The sequence below is a fragment of the Stieleria sedimenti genome (assembly GCF_025060895.1).
Taxonomy (GTDB): Bacteria; Planctomycetota; Planctomycetia; order Pirellulales; family Pirellulaceae; genus Stieleria; species Stieleria sedimenti.
Genome location: NZ_JANZKV010000322.1, coordinates 1 through 21560, shown reverse-complemented (window position 1 = coordinate 21560; position 21560 = coordinate 1). Strand labels below are relative to the sequence as shown.

General features: G+C 57.0%; 12 protein-coding genes. 3 read left to right on the top strand and 9 right to left on the bottom strand.

Annotation, left to right across the window (positions count from 1 at the left end):
* Positions 1-278: 278 nt before the first annotated feature.
* The 3 genes from NZK35_RS32095 (at position 279) to NZK35_RS32085 (ending at position 2232) form a co-directional block, all read left to right on the top strand.
* Entirely contained in the window at positions 279-668 is a 390-nt protein-coding gene (locus NZK35_RS32095; protein ID WP_259636621.1) for a hypothetical protein, read from the top strand.
* 121 nt (positions 669-789) lie between these two features.
* Complete coding sequence (locus tag NZK35_RS32090; protein ID WP_259636620.1) at positions 790-1158, top strand: PIN domain-containing protein; 369 nt, start codon at positions 790-792, stop codon at positions 1156-1158.
* 597 nt (positions 1159-1755) lie between these two features.
* Positions 1756-2232 (top strand): DUF4275 family protein, encoded by a 477-nt coding sequence (locus NZK35_RS32085; protein ID WP_259636619.1) that lies wholly within the window; start codon positions 1756-1758, stop codon positions 2230-2232.
* Between the two features lie 761 nt (positions 2233-2993).
* Here the strand turns inward: NZK35_RS32085 and NZK35_RS32080 are convergent.
* The 9 genes from NZK35_RS32080 to NZK35_RS32040 all read right to left on the bottom strand — a co-directional run bounded on the left by NZK35_RS32080 (position 2994) and on the right by NZK35_RS32040 (position 21249).
* A complete protein-coding gene (locus NZK35_RS32080) occupies positions 2994-3449 on the bottom strand; it encodes a sulfatase/phosphatase domain-containing protein (RefSeq protein ID WP_456115279.1) in 456 nt (151 codons plus the stop codon).
* On the bottom strand, positions 3446-3655 hold the full coding sequence (locus tag NZK35_RS32075; RefSeq protein WP_259636618.1) for a hypothetical protein: 210 nt from the start codon (positions 3653-3655) through the stop codon (positions 3446-3448). The genes NZK35_RS32080 and NZK35_RS32075 overlap by 4 nt, the downstream gene beginning before the upstream one ends.
* Positions 3652-8556 (bottom strand): glycosyl hydrolase, encoded by a 4905-nt coding sequence (locus tag NZK35_RS32070; RefSeq protein WP_259636617.1) that lies wholly within the window; start codon positions 8554-8556, stop codon positions 3652-3654. The genes NZK35_RS32075 and NZK35_RS32070 overlap by 4 nt, the downstream gene beginning before the upstream one ends.
* A gap of 218 nt (positions 8557-8774) precedes the next feature.
* Positions 8775-10166, bottom strand: a complete 1392-nt coding sequence (locus NZK35_RS32065) for a sulfatase family protein (RefSeq protein ID WP_259636616.1) — start codon at positions 10164-10166, stop codon at positions 8775-8777.
* Between the two features lie 20 nt (positions 10167-10186).
* Positions 10187-12661 (bottom strand): family 78 glycoside hydrolase catalytic domain, encoded by a 2475-nt coding sequence (locus NZK35_RS32060; RefSeq protein ID WP_407699865.1) that lies wholly within the window; start codon positions 12659-12661, stop codon positions 10187-10189.
* Positions 12662-12707: 46 nt separating this feature from the next.
* The gene (locus NZK35_RS32055) at positions 12708-16097 is read right to left on the bottom strand and encodes a sulfatase-like hydrolase/transferase (protein ID WP_259636614.1); all 3390 of its coding nucleotides are present in this window, start codon (positions 16095-16097) and stop codon (positions 12708-12710) included.
* 30 nt (positions 16098-16127) lie between these two features.
* Entirely contained in the window at positions 16128-19520 is a 3393-nt protein-coding gene (locus NZK35_RS32050; protein ID WP_259636613.1) for a glycoside hydrolase family 78 protein, read from the bottom strand.
* A 78-nt stretch (positions 19521-19598) separates the two neighbouring features.
* The gene (locus NZK35_RS32045) at positions 19599-19796 is read right to left on the bottom strand and encodes a hypothetical protein (RefSeq protein ID WP_259636612.1); all 198 of its coding nucleotides are present in this window, start codon (positions 19794-19796) and stop codon (positions 19599-19601) included.
* 19 nt (positions 19797-19815) lie between these two features.
* Entirely contained in the window at positions 19816-21249 is a 1434-nt protein-coding gene (locus NZK35_RS32040) for a hypothetical protein (RefSeq protein ID WP_259636611.1), read from the bottom strand.
* Positions 21250-21560: the final 311 nt, after the last annotated feature.

The window sequence follows — 21560 nt, the reverse complement described above, 5'->3', positions numbered from 1 at the left end:
GCTGGAATCCCTCCGGGATATCGTGGACGCTGCGGCGGTGGTGTTGGTTTGGTGGTGCTTGTCCTTTGGGTAATCACTGAGAAGACCGGCCGGCGGAATGTCGTTCCGCGGAATAGGCGGTAGGCTACGCCAAGATGATGCGTTCCAGTGATGCGATAAAGAATCTAGCACGAACCATTGGATACGATGGAGCGGCAGTGGTGCAGTTCTTGGTGAGATCAATGTCAACTTCCGCCGCCCGCTGATCCCGGTCGTTCGTCCGATGGATGTCTTCAGAGATGAAAAGATTTTCGAAATACTTCCTGCTTGTTGCCGCCTTGGGCATCGTTGCGCTTGCGATCGACTATTGGAATGTGACGCGAAAAGAGAGACTGCTTTCCAACGCCGTGTCGCAAATCGGTGGACGCATTGGCTCGATTCCGTCGTGGCCACTCGGCACTGAGTACCGTATCACATTGGCTGCCTTTCCCACTCCGGGACAATGTGAACAACTCAAGATTGCCAACAAGATGCGAGGCTGGGTTGGAATCGCATTCGAAGGCGGTGAGCTGACCGCGTATGAACGCGATCGCCTACGCAGAGATCTGGAGCGGTGTCAGCTATTTGTCGTGCAAGATGGTAAGATGGGCCCGATGGACGGCGCGGGAACAAATCGGACGAACCATTGATTGCACTGGAGATCGCGGGCCGCCGGTTTTGCAATGGTCGATCCTCCGCGCGATCCCCGTGAATTGTGCCGTTCGCTGTGATAGACTTCTAACATGGACACGGTGTACATCGAGACGTCAATTGTCAGCTACCTTCGGCAGAAGCCGAGTGCACGAAGCAGCTGGCGGCGATGCGACACTTGCAGCGGAGCGACTGGAAATGCTTGATGGGATCCCGCTGTTGCCGCTCGATCCCGCAATTGCAGACATCGCTGATGAAATCATGTCTCGGGCGATACTGCCAGAAAACGCCCGGACAGATGCACTTCATATCGCGATGGTTGCTCATCATCGAATACAATATTTGCTGACATGGAATTGTCGGCACATTGCAAACGCACGGATCTTGCCGCGTATTCACGGTGTCCTCAATGACCTTTCGATCCCAATTCCTGTGATTTGCACACCGGAAGAGATGGTTGGCAATGATCCAGAAACAGACAGCAACTGATCCCGTACTTGACGAAATTCATCAAACGCGCCGCGAGATTTCCGAACGGTTCGGTGGTGATTTACATGCGATTCTTGACGATGCACGTAATCGTCAAGCCGCCTCTGGACGTCCCGTGTGGTCACCCGGATCGACGAACCCTGCGATGCACGAGAGCGGCAAAGTTGGCGGTGATGAAGTGGAAAGTCCTTCGTCGCCGCGCGATCGGTGACGTTCGCCAACGCAAATCTTGACCCTATTTGGGACGTTCAATGCCACATTGGGACGATACAACACTTAAGTTCGCCAAGAACGGGACTGAGGTCAAAGCGGCAATCGAAGTCAGGCTTGAAGACCTGCAGACTCGGCTTGCGAAACGCGATGCGGAACTCACCGAAATCATGTCTGACAAGGACCGACTTCGTTCATTTCTCCTGCGTGATCGTGACCGAGATGCCTACTACCGGACATCACAGGTAAAGGTCGAGATTCCCTCGGAAGATCATCAACGAATCTCTGAACTATGCACGCGGATGTCACTGATTGAGCAAGAGATTGGAAAGCTATCGTTGATTTTCGAGAACACTAAAGAAGATCAACAATTCGAGCTAACTCAGGATGAGTTGGTTTTCCTGGGATTTGGCCCTCGCGACTCGAATCCATCGCGATCCGATGCCCCAAACGCGTGACTATCCGCCAGACGAATTCCTTGTTGAAGGCCGCGCTTTTCGCGAGACGTTGAAGAAACTGACACGAACCTTCTTCGCCGATGTTCAACAACAAACCGGTTCGTATTGCTATCGTGGTTTCCTTTGGCACGCGTTCAGCTATGGCTACCAATCCGCACTAGAACGGACCAATGCCTTGTCTGCTTTTGAGAACTGTGACGAAGACGAACTTTACGTTCACGACGAACAAATCGACATGCTATGGTTTTGCCCACGGTCGATCGCCATTTCTGGCACCAATCCGTGCAATGACACTTACATCTTCCCTACCACCTACGACTGGCTGTTTATTACGACCCACGAGTGCGCTCATGGCATTGGGCCGTACTTTGTCCGCAACTCGTCTCGGCGACCAGGATGCGGGTGACCATCGCATGCGTCGAGGCATTGGAATCGGTTCCCACGGCAATCGCGAGCTTTGCGCTAACGCCCAACTCCTACCAAGAAACGATTGGCAATATTGTCTTTCTTGGCGGCGAATTGCTATTCGCTCCGACGGTTGACGTGCGGTCACCGCGGGGCGGGGTTGCGTATGACTCCGGGCCGTAAGGCTAACGCCAGCTTCTTATTCCTCTGGCCGTAGGTCGTCAGCGTTTTGGTGCGACAGCCGTCTTGATCTTTAGTGGTCCATCGAGTGATCCAGCGGCGCATGACTCCACCGTGATTCGCGTTGTGCGGTCCGAGGTTGTATTTCTTTGACTCAAAGACGATCCCGCCGGAACCAAACAAACTTGCGGCAACGGATCACTTCCAATGTTTTGATCGGTTCACCGGGGTTTTTCCAGGACATGCCCGGAACGCTGGTCGCAGTGCCTATTGTTTTGCCACAAAGGCGTCAGCGAACAAAGACGCCCCCGCGCCGGGCAAGATTCGCCGATTTGCAAGTCGGTAAAGCACGAATCACCAGGACATCGTCAGGCCTGATCCTCACAATATTCGGATCACGTCACTGATTTCGCATCCCAATCATATCAACTTGAAAGCGTATTGATTGGAAAGCGGAGCGGATGGCGTTGCACTGGCCTGCGCCGGTGAAGTCTCTTCGCGCGAAAAACGTTGGGTTCCGGCAAAACCATGAACGCTGCAACCCGCCTGTCGACCGAAACTTCATCGCCCAGTTTGGATCGCCTAGCTTTGCTCCTGAAACAGCCGAGTGAACTCGGCGTGGATCTCGGGGTGAACGCTGGAAAGGTCGTTTGATTCTCCCGGATCCTCGTCCAGATTAAAGAGCTGCACGGGCGCCTCCTTGCCGTAGCGAACCGCTTTCCACTTTCCTCGGCGTGCCGCTTGAAAGACGTCGCCGACGATGCCGGAATTGGGATCGCCGACCTGCTTCCCGAATTCCCAGTAGAGGATGCGTTCGGGTATCGGCGTCGGGGAGTCGGTCAAGCGAGGGCGAATGGATGTGCCGTTGGTTTTGACTCGCGGCACGGATGTAAGTGGCACGCCCGCCAGCTCGGCGAACGTCGGCAGCACATCGGCGAAGGCCCAGGGAGTGTGATCGACGCGTCCCGTTTTGATCGCAGCCGGCCAGTGGACGATCATTGGAACGTGGATACCGCCGTCGAAGGAGTCGCGTCTCATGCCTTGGTAAGGCGCGGCGTCTTGATCGGTGTGTCACCGTAGGCACCGATCTGATTAAAACCCAGATCATCGGCAAGGATGAAGATTATGTTCGGTCGTTCGCTAGCATCAACCGGCCTGCATGACAAACCGATCAGAATCATAAATCCAACGAGGGTTCGCGGTTTCATCACAATGGATTGCTTCGGGTTGCGTCGGTCATTCACGGTAGTATTCTCTGCTGAGTCGGAAGCTGGTCCCAAGCGATGTTGCTGACACGTAGCGGCGACGGTGGGCCGTCGATTGCGTCGGGTGAATCGGTCACAATGAGTCGTGACGGCTCGTCTTGATGGTAGACCGTCAGCGTGTGATCTTGTTCCCATCGCGCAAGATCCACCAGGGCGTCGCCGAACGCGGAATAACGCTTGGGTAATTGAAGCTGACTCCAACGCCACGATTGCCGCCCCGTATCGGGCAAGCCCTTGGCGAGGAACAATTCGCCTTCGTCGCTGTAAACCAAAACAAGTTTCCGATCGGGTGTTCCAAGCAACTTGGGCCGACGTCCAACGAGCGGCAGGGCCTCGTGTTTCCAATTGCCCTCGCTATCGCGCCAGTAGTGAAAGTTGCGAAGCTCTGAATCGGCGGACGACTCACCTGCAAGTCGATGTCGCAGCATGATGTGGATGCTGCCGTCGGGGTACGCGTAGTGCGTGTTTTGATTCGACAAGCCAGAGTTGATCGGGATTTCGGCGACCGCCAAGCCAGGCGAATCGAGATGGATGAGGTCCTGGCCCGTGCGACCGATGATTTTGCCCGCCGAATTGCACCAGGTGCGGCCGTAGTCATCGCTGTAGGCGTAGCACAGATCGTGTTGATTGGCGACATTCGTTCTTTCGAAACGCTCTCGCCAAACCCAACTCGCGTGCAGTCGTTGCCCTGAAAAAGTCAATGCATTCATGTAGGGGCAGCGACGTTGACTTTCGCGGCCGTTCGCTTTGAACGTGCCCACGTCGCGAGCGATGAACTTGCCCAGACCGGGCGTCCAATCATGCTGTTCACCGTCGTACTCCTCGATCATTCCGTCGCCATCAGCGGACGTAAGCGATCGGTAGTAAAACATCAGGTTCCCGTTGGGTGCCGAAAAGAACCTTGGATAGGTGACTCGTTCATGCGTCGCGACGGATCCCAGGGTGTGTGTGATCGGGCCGAAGAGCTCGGCGGTCCATGGTGTCGACTCTGGTGCATGTGCGACGCCCAATTTGGAAACGCGGTAGTTCAGTTGCGTCGCATGATGATCGAACGCAATGTGAATCGATCCGTCTTTGTCGCAAATTCCTATCACTGACGTGTTGTGCGAATCGTTGGACTCAAACCGATGATCGTCGAAGCGGATGATCTCCCAAGGGATTGAGGGGAGTTCGCGGCGGCCGATGCAGATCCGTCGACTGGCATCCACGTAGGTCACGTATTGGTACCCACGGTAGGTCACCAACGCATCTTGCTGATGCGTGCGGCCATTGACCGTGTTGGCGAATTTCGACGCGGGGCCAACGGCGAACGTGAGTGCTTTTTCATCAACGGCCGAGGTTTGAATCGACCCGGGTACGTTGGGGTGACGGTTCGGTCGTGCTGTCTCGTTGGTAGACAAGTCGATGACTTTACCGAGATCCAATCGCACATCGCCGCTGAGCCCAGAGAACTCCAAGGGCGAATCTTTGGGGGGGCTTCCATAGGTCCATGTCTTGCGATTGCTTGGCTGCAAGCCGGCATCCAATGCGAGTCGATTGTGCCATGTGTTGGTCACCGCGACGGAAAGTGTGTTCTCACCTGGTTTCGTATGCGTGGTGATGTCCAGTCGGTATGGCGCGGACCAAATCGTACCCGCCATCTTGCCGTTTACGGTGACCTGGGCAATGTTCCCGACACGACCAAGGTCCAGCTGCAACCGAGCGTCGGGTTGCTTGTCATCCAATCTGAACGTGGTGGTGTAGGTTGCCGTTCCGGAAAAATGGCGAATCGCAGGATCGCTAAGCTCGGACCAAGGACCTACTCGATCGAGTTCGATTTCCTCTGGCGTATCCCATCCGTCTGGGAATCGAATGCGCCAGTCTTGATCCAAGCCGATGGACTTGGCATCGGTTACGGTGAACGACTTTGTCGTCCCGTCGCTGCGTCGGAGCTGATATTGACCGTTCCTGTATGCGACCAAGATCTCGGGATCCGCATTCAACTCGATCGTTGGCGGCAGCGGGGCAACCCATGGCTGAGTGATTCCATAGCGATCGAGTCCGAATGCCGGGAAACCTGGGGTGGTGTCGATACGGGACCGGTCCGCTGCATCCAGCAGTACCTTTCCGTTTCGCGAAATTCGTGTAATCGGGATAACGTTTCCCTGGATCGATTCCTGTTCGCGAACAAAGACAACAAAGGTCGAACCGGCGGCTGGCAAACGAATCGGAATCGCCGTTCCCGTGTCCGTGTGGTGGTACGCGAGGGCAGGCTTTCGACTTCCATCGATCGGATTCCAAAACTCCGGAATGCCTTTGCAGCGAAACTCAATCGTGGCGTCGACCGCTTCGGTTCGGCTGCTGATCAGAAAGTAGATGTCGGTGTCGCCGCTGCGCCGATGACACCACCGCTCGGAAAGTGTGCCACGCACGTCGGGTCCAATCTTGAGCTTCTCGAGCGAAGCTTCCAGAGTGTCACCCCATACCAACCGTCCTTGGCCAATTCTCCGATCACCCTGTTCGGTAAGAGTTTTCCCCCAAAGCTCATCCACCAACGCCGTGAACGCTGTGTCGGACTCCTCGCCTCCGCTCAATGATGGATTCGCCACCGGCGCGTTGCCGATCACCGTGGCTCCGCTGCGTACCAATTCCTTGATTCGCTGTAACGTCTCGGGTGTCAATCGCCGACACTGATCGGGCGCAAGCCAAAGGACTTTCCAACGCGTTCCTTCCGGAATCGTCAGTTCACCCTCATCGACGGTAACGCGGTCAAGCAGTGCATCTTGATTGAGATAATCGAAGTGGTAGCCATCTGGAAACGAGGTGTCCTGACGTGGTTTATGATCGATGTCATCGCCCAGGTACCACAAGACGTCGGCGACCTGGTGGCCTTGTTCAAGCAAGTGCTGGCATCGGGCAAGGTAGCCGGTGAAATGTGGCATCTGATGCCACCAGGTCTGGCCGCGCAAGAATGGCGTGCCAATGCTGCCGCCAAACGAGGTTCCCGGCAACCGATTCAGTGGATTGTGCGTGTAGGTGTGAAAAACGAGGTGCGTGACACCGAGAGCGAAACTGCGGTCAGCGACGTTCTTCAATGAAAACGGATGCTCACGCCAATTCATTGGGGCGGCCGTAAACATCTCCGCGGCAACACGCGGTTTGCCGTAGACATGTGCCGCCGATGTGGTCGGTGCGATGGGCTTTGTTTCCAGCCCGCCGACATGCGGATCGTTGGGCTTCCAAACCTCGCACATCGGGGTGTCAGCAGACTTGAAGTATTGCAGGATGTCGCCCGGCGAGACATCACCGACAGACGTTTCAAAGGAGAGTTCAAGCCCGCGTTCCCGTCCACGTTCAGCTAATCGACCGTAGTAGTTTTCGACGATCAGATCGCTAATCGTTGCCCGCCAGTCTCGCAAGAATCGCTCGCTCATTCCGTGATCCTCAACCACCCAGCCCGCCAGTGCGGGCAACCAGCGGCGGAGCGGATATCCCCGGCGTTTCTCAAACTCCTGCTCCATCTCAGGCGTCCAGGTCTGGGTGTAGCATTCCCAGCTGTCGATCAACATGCCTCGCAGCCGCCCGTTGTCGGCGGCACCACCCGGTTTGGATAGGCGCCCGATGTAACCGGCAAAGTGCTGATCCGCCCCCGCCGTCGAAAGCTTGTCACACTCGAATCCGGTGGCTTCCATTGGCGCCGGCTTGTTCGTGACGCCTGTATTGACGTGACCGAAACGGACGATGGTCCATTGACCCGAAGGTGAATTCCATTCCAAGTTTCCGTCCGGATCCATCCTCTCGGTCAGGTCGATCACATCCGCGAGACGCACCCATGCCTTGGGTGATTGTTTGGGCGGCGAACGTCGCTCAAGACTTCGCAACGCGTAGCCGGCCTGGGCTCGCCAATCTTGGATGCGTGCCGTCGAGAAAAATCGCAGGTGGGAAATCTCCAGCGGACGATTGTTATGAAACGTCATTCGATAACGTGTTGACTTGGCATCGGGTACCGCCAAGACGTAATGCATCTCTGGTTGTCGGTCTTGCCAATTGCCACGCGGCACCTTGTGAGTCACCAACCGATTCCAAACGCCGTCTTTCAAGACAGAAATGGAAATTGACGAATCGGGATCAAACATCATCCGCTTTGCTAGGAATTCCGTGGGTGGCAACTGAATCGAGCGCAGCGTGACCGGGATGTCAAATTCCAATTCGACCCAACTGGGCGACGATTCTGCGGGAATCTGAACCTTCACGTCCTTGCCGTCGATCAATCCCGTCCAGTCAGCATCCGCCAGATTGCTTGTGACTCGAATCGGACGAAGTGCATCACCGGTGTCGTCCGCAGCGGTCGGAAAAGCGAGCACCGCGACGTCTCGATAGTCACGCCATGCTTCCTGACTGGGTTCAGGCGTTGTGAGCTCGAGGGTGATCGGAGCACCGCCGACAACGTTCACCCGGCGATAGACCAAATGCCGCATCGCCTTGTCGGGAGTGATCCAAGGCCCGCCTGACATCGCCCAACCGGGGCAATTCTGCATCGTGAACTTCAGATTCAATCGTTGTGTTTCGTCGGCAACGTGGCCGATCAACGAGTCCCAGTTTTCACTCAGCGTCTGAATCTGTGGCTCAACCCCCGGCCAGGGACGGCCCCGACCGTGAAACAACTGAATCCCACTGATTCCAGCCGCCGAAACCGCTTCCAGGTCCGTCGTCAAGGCATCGCGATCCACATTGCCGCCAATCAGATGAAACCAAGTCTCCGGGTGCGACTGCTGGGGGGGCGACCTAAATTCATCGATGAGCTGCAAGTGCGGTGGTGATTGTGCCAGCGCCGGACGCAAGCATAAAACACTGCAGGCACAGAGAACAAGCGTCGGAAAACGCAAACGGTGTAACATCATCACGGAGCAATCACCTGGAGGCAGCAACGGAATCCTGCCGCCAGTGAAAGCCCGGTGAGACTCGCGGTTGTTGATCCGAAAAACTTACGTCGGTCCATGGCATTGCCATTTCTGTGAGGCAGATTCATTTCGCGACATCCTTGTCGAGCCATTGTTGAATTTGCCTCGAAAGCTTTCGCACCTTGGCAGGGGCTGAAGGAAATCTTGAGGATGACTCTCTACTTACGCGATGCGTTTCGGGGCACCCAAGTTTCGGGCGCATCGAGCATCAGTGGCGGATGGAAAACGGTGAGGTTGTCGCCCTGATCTGAAATCCACTGTTTCAACTCAGTTTTCAAGTCGTGCTGAACGGACGCAAGTTCTTTTTGACCGGCGAGATTGCTGCGTTCCAATGGATCTTGCTCGAGATCGAAGAGCTCGTACTCGGGGCGGCCGTGGTGGCGAGCAACCACATCGGCAGCATGCGCGTTCGTTTTGGCCGCCTCGGTCCATTGTTTGAAGTAGTCGCCCGAGGTTTCCCGAAGCAGCAGATCGATGTGGGTGGTGAACGCGAACTCGGGATGCGGATTCCAAATCAATTTGTATCGATCGGTGCGAATCGAGCGACTCAGGTAGACATTCATCATTCGGTCGCCGCTATGTGTCGTGAAAATGCGCTTGCGATGTGAATCGGTGTCCCCGCGAAGGACCGCCGCGAAAGAGCGTCCGTCGAGATCGTCGGGGATGGCTCCGCCGGCGATGTCAATCAACGTCGGGAAGATGTCGATCCAGCTGACCATCGCATCCGTTCGAGTTCCCTTATTGATCTTGCCCGCACGCGCAACAATCAACGGCACGCGGATGCCTTCGTCGTACAGCGTCCACTTGCCGAAGGGGAATTGGGCGCCATGATCGCTGGAAAACACAAACAGTTTGTCTTTCGCCATGTGCTCGTCAGTCAACACCCGCAGTTCGCCGAGGTAGGCATCCAAATCTTTGACTTCCTGCAGGTAACGCGACCGCTGGACTCGCGTTTGCGGCGTATCGAGAAGTTTGGGTGGTAGATGCATCGATTCTGGATCGACGGTGGACTCGCTGGGCCAAGGCACGTGGGGGTTGGAGACACCGACGAACAACGCCAGTGGTCTGGGGTCGTCGCGATTGACCAGGAAGGTCTCCACCGTTTTTCGCAGCTGGGGAATGTCTTTCTGCAGTTCGATGGTGTCGAACCCATAGTCCTTCGCACTCTTTGAGTGGGCCACTTTTCCAAACGCTGCCGTTTGGTAGCCGAGTTGACCGAGCAGACGTGGCAGACGAACCGTTCCTTCGCGCGGATACGTGTGGTTTTCTTCGGCTCCGTTTCGGGCCGGCATCAGGCCGGTGAGCAGAGCGGCGCGGCTGGGAGCACACGCCGGACTCGCCACAAACGCGCGATCGAACGTCATCCCGTCGGCAGCCAACGCATCGATGGCCGGCGTCTGGATGTTCGTTCCGCCGTAGATCGGCAGGTCGAGTGCGGAAAGGTCGTCCGCCAAATAGACCACGATGTCAGGCAGACGACGCTCCGCCGCAAACGAGTGAACGCAAAACGCGATAACGGTCAGACAACAAGCCAGAATTCGACGCGACATGTTAATTTTTCTCTTTACGTTCACTTCACTTCGAAACGGACGGATCCGGTGACTTCTCCATCGACATGCCAGCGGTCGCCGCGTTTGGTCGCGGCAACTGGCGTTCCGTTTGCGAAGACGCCGCTGGAGTCATCGGGGGCTGGTAGTTCTACCACGGCTGACATGCCGTCGGGCAAGGACAACGACAGATCGAAGGCCTCGCCATTCGTCCAATCAATTTTAATCGGCCCCCGCGGCGTCGGGACCTTGCCGCGGGCTGATTCTAAAGCTCCAGGGCAGGGGCGAATCGTGGCGGTGGTCCAGCCTGGGGATCGTGGCTGCGCTCCGAGAACGTGACGCGGCAGCAGGTTCGCCGGGGCGGCGCCCCATGCGTGGTTCCAATCCTGATTGGGTTTGTATTTCATCTCCCAAGCTTCCCAGGTGATCGTGGTGCCGCTGCCCGCCATGTGTTTCCAGCTGCGGTCGCCGTCGGCCAGGATTAGGTCCAGCGCCTTTTGGCCGGCACCAGCTGTAAACAGTGCATCCATGAAGTACTGTGCCGCATACACGCTGCACTGCATCTTCTTCTGCTTCAGCCACGACAGCACGCCGTCGCGTTTCTGATCAGGGACCAGGCCGAATGCCAAGGGAAAGAAATTGGCGTGGACGCTGCTGTGGTCGGTCTCAATGCCATCGCGATAGATGCCGGCGTCATGATTGAACAGTCTGTCCTGAAACGACGCGCGAGCAAGCGTGACTCGCGACTCAAAAGCATCGGCGTCAGCCTGCTTGTCGATCGCCCTCGCCATTTCCGCCATCTGCTCCATCGCTTTGATGTGGAACGCGTTGACGACGGTGTTGATCTCGGTGAACACGAACCCGTCGCGTTCCTGCTTTGGCCAGTCGACGATGTCATGCCTCGTCTGATCGTCTTCATCGCTGCGAACCAAGCCGTCTTCACCGCTGCGGTGCAACAATGTTTTCGACTTCAACGATTCGTAGCGAAGTTTCAACCACTCGGTGTCGCCGGTGTGCATCCACTCGGCATACGCCATGAACACCATGTGCGGTGCCCATTCGCTCGGCCAAGTGCCGTTTTCCATCAGCCAGTCAAATGTCCGCGCGGCCATCTTGACGTCATCGTCGGTCGTGTAATGACTCAGTTGGTTCAAATAGGCGTCGGCTTCGTAGGGAATGCGCTCACGGTCGCCGTCGACGTACACGCCGGCAAAGGTGGTGGCCTTGATACTGTATTTGCACAGGTCCCAGATGCGGTTGAGGGTTTCGTCGGAACACTCGAATGCACTCGCATCGTCGTCCCAGGTCGCCGAGTAAGCGGCCCGTCGGCGAACGAGATCGAACGGATAGTCAGGGCCAACGCCTTCGATCTCGACCCAGCGAAATGGCATCACGGGTTGCCATGCCGGTGGCGTCAAAACCGCTGGCGGATTCGCGTTCATCAATCCGGATTGCTGCACGTTGCGGGTGTCGACAGGAGCCGGCACGACCCAGGTGCCACGCTGCTGGCCGAGACGAATGGGGGTCACTCCGTACCGAACGGTTCCCGGCGGATTCTGGTCAATGCGGCCGTCTTTTAACTTCTCTCCGAAATGCACGTTCGCCGTTCCCCGGCCCGAGGGAATCGGCATCGCGATGTTTCCGAAAGCGACGGTGCCAAAATCGATCTGTGTGACCGTCTCGTTGATTCGTTTGATGGAGAGAGGCGGCTGCTCCGTTAGCGAAGCATACTGAAGGGCGGGGATTTCGGGCAATTCCTTGATGAACAGATTACGAAAACGATACGTCTGTCCTTTTTCGCCGTGATGTTGAATCCCGATGTATCCGTTCGCGTCGGTGGCATCGCGAAAGCGAACGGTTTCTACTCCATTGACCTCGATCCGAATCACATCGTTGACGCAGGTGATTTCGTAGCGATTCCATCCGTTGCGATGGAGCGCATTGCGGACGCGAGGCGTTGCAAAGAACTGTTGTGATTCTTCGGCGTGTTCGAGGAACTGATCCTTTGATCTGCCTTTGGTGCTGGGCCAAATCCATCCGCGTCTGGCTTCATCGTACAAGCCTCCCGACCAGCGCCGGTCCGAACCGTCGCACTCGGCCTGGTAGCCGTAGACTTTCTTGGCTGCATCCTCATCGACATGGGCCCGAAACATCACGCCAGAGTTCGCCGGTCCCTCAGGCAGATGGATCTCAACACTCACACGAAAGTCCGAAAACTTCTTTTCGGTGACCAGAAAAAACTTTTTGTCCGCCTGCAAGTGAATCTCACCGTCGACTACTTTCGCTTCGCCGTACGAGTAAGGATTTCGCCATCCGGTGAGATCCGTTCCGTTGAACAGCGGTGTGTATCCGCGGCTGATCATCGCGGCGTAGCCCGATTCGCCGCTCACGATGGCGGGCTTTTGGATGGAAGCGGCAGGAGGATCCGACGCTGGGCAAGTCGAAGTGGCGAGCAGAACAACGAGCCCTGACATCATCAGACGTGATCGCGAAAACATGTCGACAACCTTGGGGATGGAATAAAATATGAGATCAATATGCGGTTCACTGGGTGAGCGTCCTGCTTTTTTGCCCGGTTCGCGGTTGCTTCCGATTCGTCGGCGGCGGCGACACGTCCCGTCTTCCGTCGACGTACCAGTCAAAGTATTTCGCCGCCTGACTGCTCATGGCGGCGGACTGCATGGCCCAGATGCCGGGTGGAGACTGTGTTGCGGCCCACGCTTTCAAGTCGCCGTGAAGCGATGCCGCCAACTCAGGAAAACGCGTCAATAGGTTGTTGGTCTCTTCGAAATCCTTCTCCAAATCGAAGAGGTACTCCCGGTCGTCACTACGAAGGTATTTCCAGTTTCCTTTTCGGATCGCCGACTGGCCCAGCCAGCGCCAATACATCATTTCATGTGGGCTGCCCTCTTTCTGGCCTGTCAGAAAAGGGATCAGGTTGACGCCGTCGAGGTTTGAATCCTCGGGCAACCCGGCCAACGAGCACGCGGTTGCACCAACGTCGAGCGTGATCACGGGATGCGAATAGACCTGACCGGCGGGAATCGTCCCTTTCCAGTGCACCACAAATGGAACCCGGATGCCGCCTTCGGTTAGCATCCCCTTTTCGCCATTCATGGGATCATTCAGTGAACCATCCCAACCGGGACCTCCGCCCGGTGCGTCGAGCTTGTGGATTTTCAGCGGTGCGCCGTTGTCGCTGATGACGAAGATGAGGGTGTCTTCTTCGAGCCCGTGTTTATGGAGTGTCGCAACGATTCGCCCGACGCCGTCATCAATGGACGAAATCATCGCCAGTGCCTGCCGTCGACGCTCCGGCATTTTTCCGGGAAAACGGTCGAGGTATGGCTGTGGTGCGTCGAGCGGTACGTGTGGTGCGCGGCAAGCGAGATAGAAGAAAAAGGGCTTGTCGTGAAAGCGATCGATGAATGTGCACGCAAACTCTGAAATCATCTCGATGTGATAGCCACCACCCTTTTGCTCCTCAGGCCCGACGTCTTCGCCTTCCAAGTTCATGTTCCAATGGCCCGGCCCGTTGCTGTTCTTGTGAAACGCTTTGTCGAATCCGTGTGCCGCAATCGCATCCGCTTTGCTCGGCCCAAGGTGCCATTTGCCGGCCATGCCGGTGACGTAACCGGCCCGCTTGAGACGCTCGGGAATGGTTTCCAGCTCAGCAAAACGCTTCAGGGTCGCTGCGTCCCGGAATTGCGGATTCGACTCCAAGCCCCACTTCGTCTGGTATTGGCCGCTAATCAGGCCTCCGCGTGAGGGAACACACTGCGGGGCGGTGCAGTATCCATCGGTCATCCGGACTCCGCCCGCGGCAAGCTTGTCAATGTTGGGCGTCTTCACGTCGTCGAAAACATTTTGACAGCTCAGGTCGGCGTAACCATGGTCGTCGGTGTAGATGACGATGACGTTCGGCTTCCGATCACGGTTGTCGTCACCAGACGAAACGGGATGCGATTTCGGCGTTTGGAAGCGGTAATGCGTTGTCGCGTCGTTGCCGACCAATCGAATCTCTGAGATCTCAATCTTGCCGGGACCTCGCGATGGATCGATTCGCACCGCAAGCAAAGGCTTCGTCACCTTGAAAGCGATCGCATACTCATGCGGCTGGCCGTCGTGCTGAACGTCAAAGAAATGACTTCGCTCGGCTTTGAAGGGGCCGGCATCCTGTTCTTGCCAAAAAATTTGCCCGTTGCCGGACGAACTCGAAGTCATTTTCAGGTGCAACGTGAAGGACGTTTCGTCGATTGCCTTCGGGAAAGCGTGACTGAGGTAGGGATCGCCACCCGTGCTTTGGACGACCAGCGTGTTATTGGAAGTCGACAGGGTGCAGGTGCCGCCGGGTTGCCACCCCGCGACAGGCTTGCCGGGCGGCTTTGCTTTGGATTTCTTCGCGCCGCTGGCGCCACCCTTTAAACTTGCTTTGCCTTCCTGAGTCACGTCGTACTTTGACGGATCAAATTTCGGATTCGGCAACGGGCGAACCGCATTGGTTTCGACGAGGTGTTGCTCGATCCGTTGATCCAGCTGCGCCACCCGCTCAGGAAACTTGGTCGCGAGATTGTTCTGTTCGCCAATGTCATCGCTCAGATTGAACAGCTTGTACCGGTGCTTGCCGTCTTCACCAGCGTGGAAAAGGCGGATCAGTTTCCAATCGTCTTGGTGGACGCTGACCGCCGGCGGCAGCCAATCGGGGACGCCGGGGGCGTGCGGGAAATAGGTGAAGATCGCATCACGATCCAGTGAGTTTCCCTGTAGCGCCGGAAGAAGACTGACCCCGTCAAACTCCTGATTCGGCTGGGCGTCGACCGAAAGCATCTCCAGCAACGTTGGATAAAAGTCGCTGCTTTGGATGATCTCATCGCTTCGTGAACCGGCTTCGATCGATCCCGGTTGCACCACGATCGCTGGTCCGCGGACACCTCCTTCGTACATGGTTGCTTTGCCGCCGCGCAGCGGTGCATTGCTGGTCGCAGTGCCGCCGTCGACGAGGTTGTACATGTTTCCGCCGTTGTCGGACGCGAAGATGATGATCGTGTTCTCCGCAATTTCCAGCCGGTCAAGCGTATCGAGCAGGGTCCCGACGGCATCGTCCATGCTCTCGATCATGGCCGCATAGGTCGGACTCCGCTGCGGATCGTTCGGATCGACTTTCTTGCGGTATTCATCGATGAGTTTTTGCTTCGCGTCGAACGGAGCATGGACGCTGAACATCCAGTAGTTCAGGAAGAAAGGTTCGTCTTGGTGTTGCTCCAGAAAAGCGACCGCTTCTTTGGCCATGCGGTCTTCGAGGTGCTGGTCCGGAATGTCCGGATCATGATCAAAGTCCTTGAACTTCCACGGAGCCACGTAGCTGCCTGCCGGTCCAGGGCCGGGATGATGGGGAACGTCGACATCGAATCCGTGTTCCAGGGGCGAGTAGGGCTCTGGACCAAGGTGCCACTTGCCGAAGTGCCCCGTCGCATAGCCGTTGTCTCGGAACATTTCCGCCAGCGTGTAGTACTTCGTGTCCAGCCGCGAGACCGACTCAGGAAGCGTGGCCGGGCGATTCGGCGGACCACTGGTCGCCTGAATTGGCTCCAGAATCATCTTCGGCAGGTGGCATGTCGGTGCGGTGATTCCGTGCCGTGCAGGACTCAATCCGGTCAAGATGCTGGCCCGCGTCGGTGAACACAGCGGGCTGGACGAATAGGCTCGAGTGAATGTCATGCCCCGCTGGGCCAGTCGCTCAATGTTCGGCGTCTTGTACAGCTTCGTCGTGCCATAAAGCGTCGTGTCACTCCAGCCGAGGTCGTCGGCAAGAATAAAGACAACGTTCGGCTTTGACCCTGCGTTCTGTCCCCAAATGCCTGTGCTTGTCGCCACGACAATGAGCAACGGGCAAAAAAAGACTTTGAGAAGACCGGATTGTTGAAACAGATTCATGGATGCCTCGTTGGCGGTGCGCGGTTTCAGCTAGTCGGCGAGTCGGTAGATCGCGATGGATTCAATCATCATTTCGCCGGCGTTGGCATATTTGTCATAGGTTGCAAACGGATCGAATCTGAGCTTTCCGACCGGTTCACCGTCGGTGATGGTGAACAAGTACGCGTTCACCTGTTCTGTTTCGCGTAACGTTCGCTTGCGCTGCTGGTGTCCCACAAATCCTCGGCCCGGCATTGCCCAGAAAAACTGACTGGTGGCTCCTTTGGCTGGCATCGCACGCAACTCGATTACCAACTTTCCGGTGGCGGGTTGATCTAGACGCACGGCCATCTGTGAATCCTCACCTGTCGCGACGAGGTACGCCCTGCCATTTCGCTGCTGGACCTCGACGCTCTTTCGCTCGACCCATTTGGCAACGTCCGTCGGCTTCGTGAAGTCCCACGAGGCAAGCTTCTTCGCGTCGGTCAGATCGACTCCATCGGGATTGATGGAGTTGTCTTTTGGCTTGGATGTTTTCAGCTTACTGGTGGCGGGAGTGAGGCCGCTTTTGGCGACAAACGTGTAGCTGCCTGATTGAACGGACAGGACAGCTGAATTCGGTTCCGTGCGGACGAGTTTGACGTGGGGATTCCCCGCCAAAGACTTGCCGCCTACTGTGATACTCGCCGAATGGCGGGTCGGCAGATAAACGGTCGCGGTGGTGTTCGCGGGAATCCAAACCTGCAGATGAAATTCATCACCATCGACTTTCCAATCGCTGCGGATCGTGCCACGAATCGAATCGTATGACGCACGGACCCAATCGATCGGTTCATGCATCGCGTTGCTTCCCGGTGACGGCGGAGTCGGCCGGATGATGATCTTCTTGAAACCGGGGCCGTCCGACTGAATCCCCGCCAAGGTGGCAAACATCCATTCGCATACCGCACCAAACGCATAGTGAGAGAAGGAATTCATCGCGGCGTTATGACGGCCGAACGCGTCCTCTTTGGTGTAGCTGTCCCAGCGTTCCCAGATCGTCGTCGCTCCGTTTGCGATCTCGTAACCCCAGGAAGGGAACTCTCGCGATTGCAACAAGAACGTCGCCAAGTCATGTTGCCCGGAAGCCGAAAGAACGGGCAACAACGGGCGGGTACCGAGAAAACCCGTCGCCATGTGGTTGCCGTTTTCGCCAAGCATTTCTGCAAGCTGTCGTCCGGTCGATGCGCGTTGATGTTCCGGAACTAGGTCGGCGAACAAGGCAAGAGCCTGAGCGGTTTGCGTGTTGACGTTGATACTGCCGTCGGCGTTCAGGTACTTGGCCTGGAAGGCGGCTTTCGTCCGTTCAAACTGCGTTTGGTATGCTTGTGCCTCGGAGCTTCTACCCGTGGCTTCCGCCATCTCGGACATCATCTTGGCGGAAATCGCGTAGTAAATCGTGTCGATATAGTCGAGCGGCGTTTCGGCACCCTGGGCGAGCCAATCGCCCCAGGCATTGCCGTGATTGATGCCAAGGTCACCGACGCTGGTTTGCTTTCGCCAACGCATGAACCGCGTCATCGGTTCCCAGCAATCATCGATCACTCGCGTGTCGCCGTAGAACTGCCAGATGGTCCACGGGCAAATGACACCCGCATCCGCCCAGGCCGTGCCGAAATCCCAGCCATGTTGGAACGGAAACGGGGCGTAGCCGGGGAACGCACCGCTGGGACGCTGCGATTCCATCAGCTCACGCAACCACTTTGTGTAAAACGCGCCGATGTCCGCATTGTAGGCTGCGGTCGCGACGTAAGCCTGCGCGTCACCGGTCCAACCCATCCGCTCGTCACGCTGCGGGCAGTCCGTGGGCAGATCCAGGAAATTGGAACGCTGCGTCCAAACGACGTTTTTGAAGAGCTGATTGACCATCGGGTCGCTACATTCAAAGTCGCTGGTCAGCGGCGTATCACTGTGCAGCACCAACCCGGTGACGGTATCCAGCGTTGCCTCGCCGGGAAAGTTGGCGACTTCGACGAACTGAAACCCATGAAAGGTAAACCGGGGGACGTAGATTTCGCCGTCGGGATCGCCGCTGCAGGTGTAGAAGTCTGTCGCCCGGGCTTTCCGTAGGTTCTCCGTCATCAGCCGACCATCCGGATGCAGCATCTCTCCGTAACGAATCTGAATCCGCTGTCCCGCTTCGCCTTTGACCTTCAGACGGATGATGCCGGCGAAATTCTGTCCTAGATCGAACACAAATGTCCCCGGCTCACGCTGTGTGACGCTTTTCGCCGGGATCTCTTCGGTCACCCGAACGGGCACACCGGGAAAGGCTTCCAGTTGCGGACGCTTGAATCCGAGGTTCCGTTCTTCACCCACATTCTTCACGCCCTCGCCCGGCTTCGTCGGATTTCGACGCTGATAGAACGTTGCAACTTGGCTGCCGTTGTCTTTCGCAAGGACGGCTGACTGCCACGCACTGTCATCAAACCCGTGCGTCGCCCATCCATCCATCTGCTTTCGAGCGTCGTAGGCTTCGCCCATCAGCAAGTCGGCTTGCTGAATCGGTCCATCGCCCGTGACCTTCCAGCTCGCATCGGTCGCGACAATTTGGCTCGTTCCGTCGGTGTATTCGATCTCCAGCTGAGACATCAGCGAGGGCGTTTTTCCGTAGATCGCCCGACCGGTCTTCTCAGTCCCCATCCCCGTCAGTAGGCCGAAACCGACATAGCCGCTGTACCAACCATCGGCGACCCACGCTCCGATCGCGTTGTCGCCGGAGCGAACCAAGTCGGTGACATCGTAGGTGTTGTAATAAGCACGTTGTCGGTAGTCGGTCCAGCCGGGCGCAAACAAGGCATCGCCGACGCGGGTTCCGTTGAGATGCAGTTCGTAGATGCCCAGTGCGGTGGCGTAAATCGTCGCACGCTTGACCTGCTTGGCCGCGGAGAACTCTTTGCGATATTGCCGTGCCGCGGGAAGGTGAAGCTCGTCGACGTTCTTATGGATCGGGGAATCGTCGCGAAAACTGATGTATTGGGCGGACCAATCTGAATCGTCCAACAATCCCATCGACCAGGAAGCTGCTTGGCTGGTCGTGGGGGTGGGCTGATCGGTGCCCCAAACGTGCACCTTCCAAAAACACTGCTGACGACTTTCAAGCGGCTGCCCGGCATAGTCAACGAAGAGCGTCTGATCGGAAACCACTTTTCCCGAATCCCAAAGGTCCCCTTTGTCACCGGCGAGGTTTTCCGGGGTGGATGACACGATGACACGGTACGCCGACTGCGACTGGCCACGACGGATCGATGTCACTTGCCAACTCAGACGCGGCTTCGTGATGTCAAGACCCACGGGGTTTTCAATATATTCACAACGCAGGTGAACGGGTTCGATCGCGCTGACTTGAGTTGCCAAGCAAACGGCGAACAGCGATGACGCGATGAAAGTTGCAAAGGACTTCAATTTCCCACCAATAAGTTGAGTTTGTGTTCGGATGGATCTCGACAAATGGACCGCGAGGGACCCGGTCGTCGACGGCGCCTAGATCTCGACCTGGTTGGCGTCGATCGGCAATTTGCGGCTCATCCACAGGGGCGTGGAAATGAACCATCCGATGGTGCCGGCCAGCGCAGCCCACTTGACGGCATCGAGTTCGATCGCGCCGACGAAGAACAACAGGCAGGGAACGACAACCAGGCCGAGGGTGATCAGCGAGATGACTTTGGCGATTTTGTTCATGGCAAGTTTCTGTGACGGTTTAAGAGGATGCGGTTGTCGGCGATTCGCTCGATGCTTGTTGCGTGAACTTGCTGAGCACCAAGAACAGAACTCCGCACGCGATCCAGCATGGAATGACCGCGTAGGCGGCAAACACGCCCTGCTGGAAAATCAGATACAAGCCCACCGCGACGGGAAGCAGCCACGCAATCAACACGGCAACGTTGATTTGGGTTCCGCTGTGGGAGGCGTACTCGTTTTGCAGCCCAAACTTCTTCATCAGATAGAAGTCGACGAAGATCACCGCTCCCATCGGACCGAGAACGGTTCCGTAGGTCCCGACGAAGTCGAGCAACTGGGCCGACAGATTCGGAAAAGCTCCCGCGATGGTGGCAACGGCGCCGGCCACCAAGGTCATCGCCGTCCGCGAACTCTTCGGCAAGATGCCTTGGAAAGCGAGTCCGGCACGATAGATCGTCGGGTTGGCGGTCGTCCAGCCGGCGATCACGACGCAAATGATGCCGGCCCAGCCGAGCGACTGGAACGCCAGCAGCCCGGGGTTCGCGGTGACCTTGCCGTCGGCCCCGAGTGCCAAGCTCGGTTGAAGTTTGATCAGTGCGGCAAGCAGCAATCCGGCCGCGATCCAAGCCATGTAGTGGCCCAGGAACATTCCGATTGCAGGTGCCCAGCCGGACGCTTTGCTCCTGGCGAAACGGAAGATGGAAAGATCCGCCATCCCGAAGTGCATCGCTCCGTTACACAACCAGGCGAACACAACGATCTGCCAGAACCCAAACGTTTGGGGGCCGTTCTTTTCCTGGACAAAGGCGATCGCATCCGACCAAAACTTTCCCTCCGAAAGAGCCGTCACGCTGGTTGCGTCCATCTGTGCCAGGGATACGATCCCGCAAGCGGCGAACACGGCGATCATCCACGGTGCGGCAATGTTGGCGACCCGAGCCACCCGCTCGTAACCCCCCGCCGCAACCACCGCAATGACGACGCCGACAATCGCCACCAACGCCGTAAACGACGGGTTGCTCAAGCCGAACATGTCCGATGGAACATCGAAGGTGATGCCAAAGGGGACTCCCACTGCGGATGCAGAAACCGTGACCATCGCACCGGCAAGAAAACAAAACAGCAGGCCGTTGACCAGATTGTAGAGCTTGACCAGCGAACCCCCGGAGATGCGTTCGAGTTGATAGTACAACGTCATCCGTTTCGACATTGCGATCGGCACGACGAGGAATCGCCACGTCAAGACCGCCAGGATGTTGCCCAGTAGCAGTCCGAGAATCAGATCGGACAAACTTGCACCGGCCGCCAAAAACAGCGGTCCGATCATGAACTCCGTTCCCGCAGCGTGCTCGCCCGCGTACATCCCCCAAAACTTGCCGCTGCCCAGTAACGCCGAATCCGGCACTGGTTCACGTTCAAATTCTCCGCCCGAATTTGAAGTTTGTTCGCTCATGGAATTTCCTGGATAGTGCTTCGTTAACTGGAGGGTTTCCGGGTTGAGTTGATCAAGCGGAAACGCGGTTCAGCAACCGTTGGTGTCTAGCCTTTAGGCGATTCCTCGTCGCTGCGACGCAGCGACCCAGGGCGGCTAAAGCCCAATACCGCTAAGTTAACATGAATGAGGGGGCCCGGACGCTGGCGCGAACCGGCTGATGTCAAACGAATATCAGCCGTTTGGCGCGAGCCTACGGGCCCTCATCTAAAGAAACGACGCTTAACTTAGCGGTATTGGATTAAAGCCCGCATGCGTTCGCAAGGGGCCAC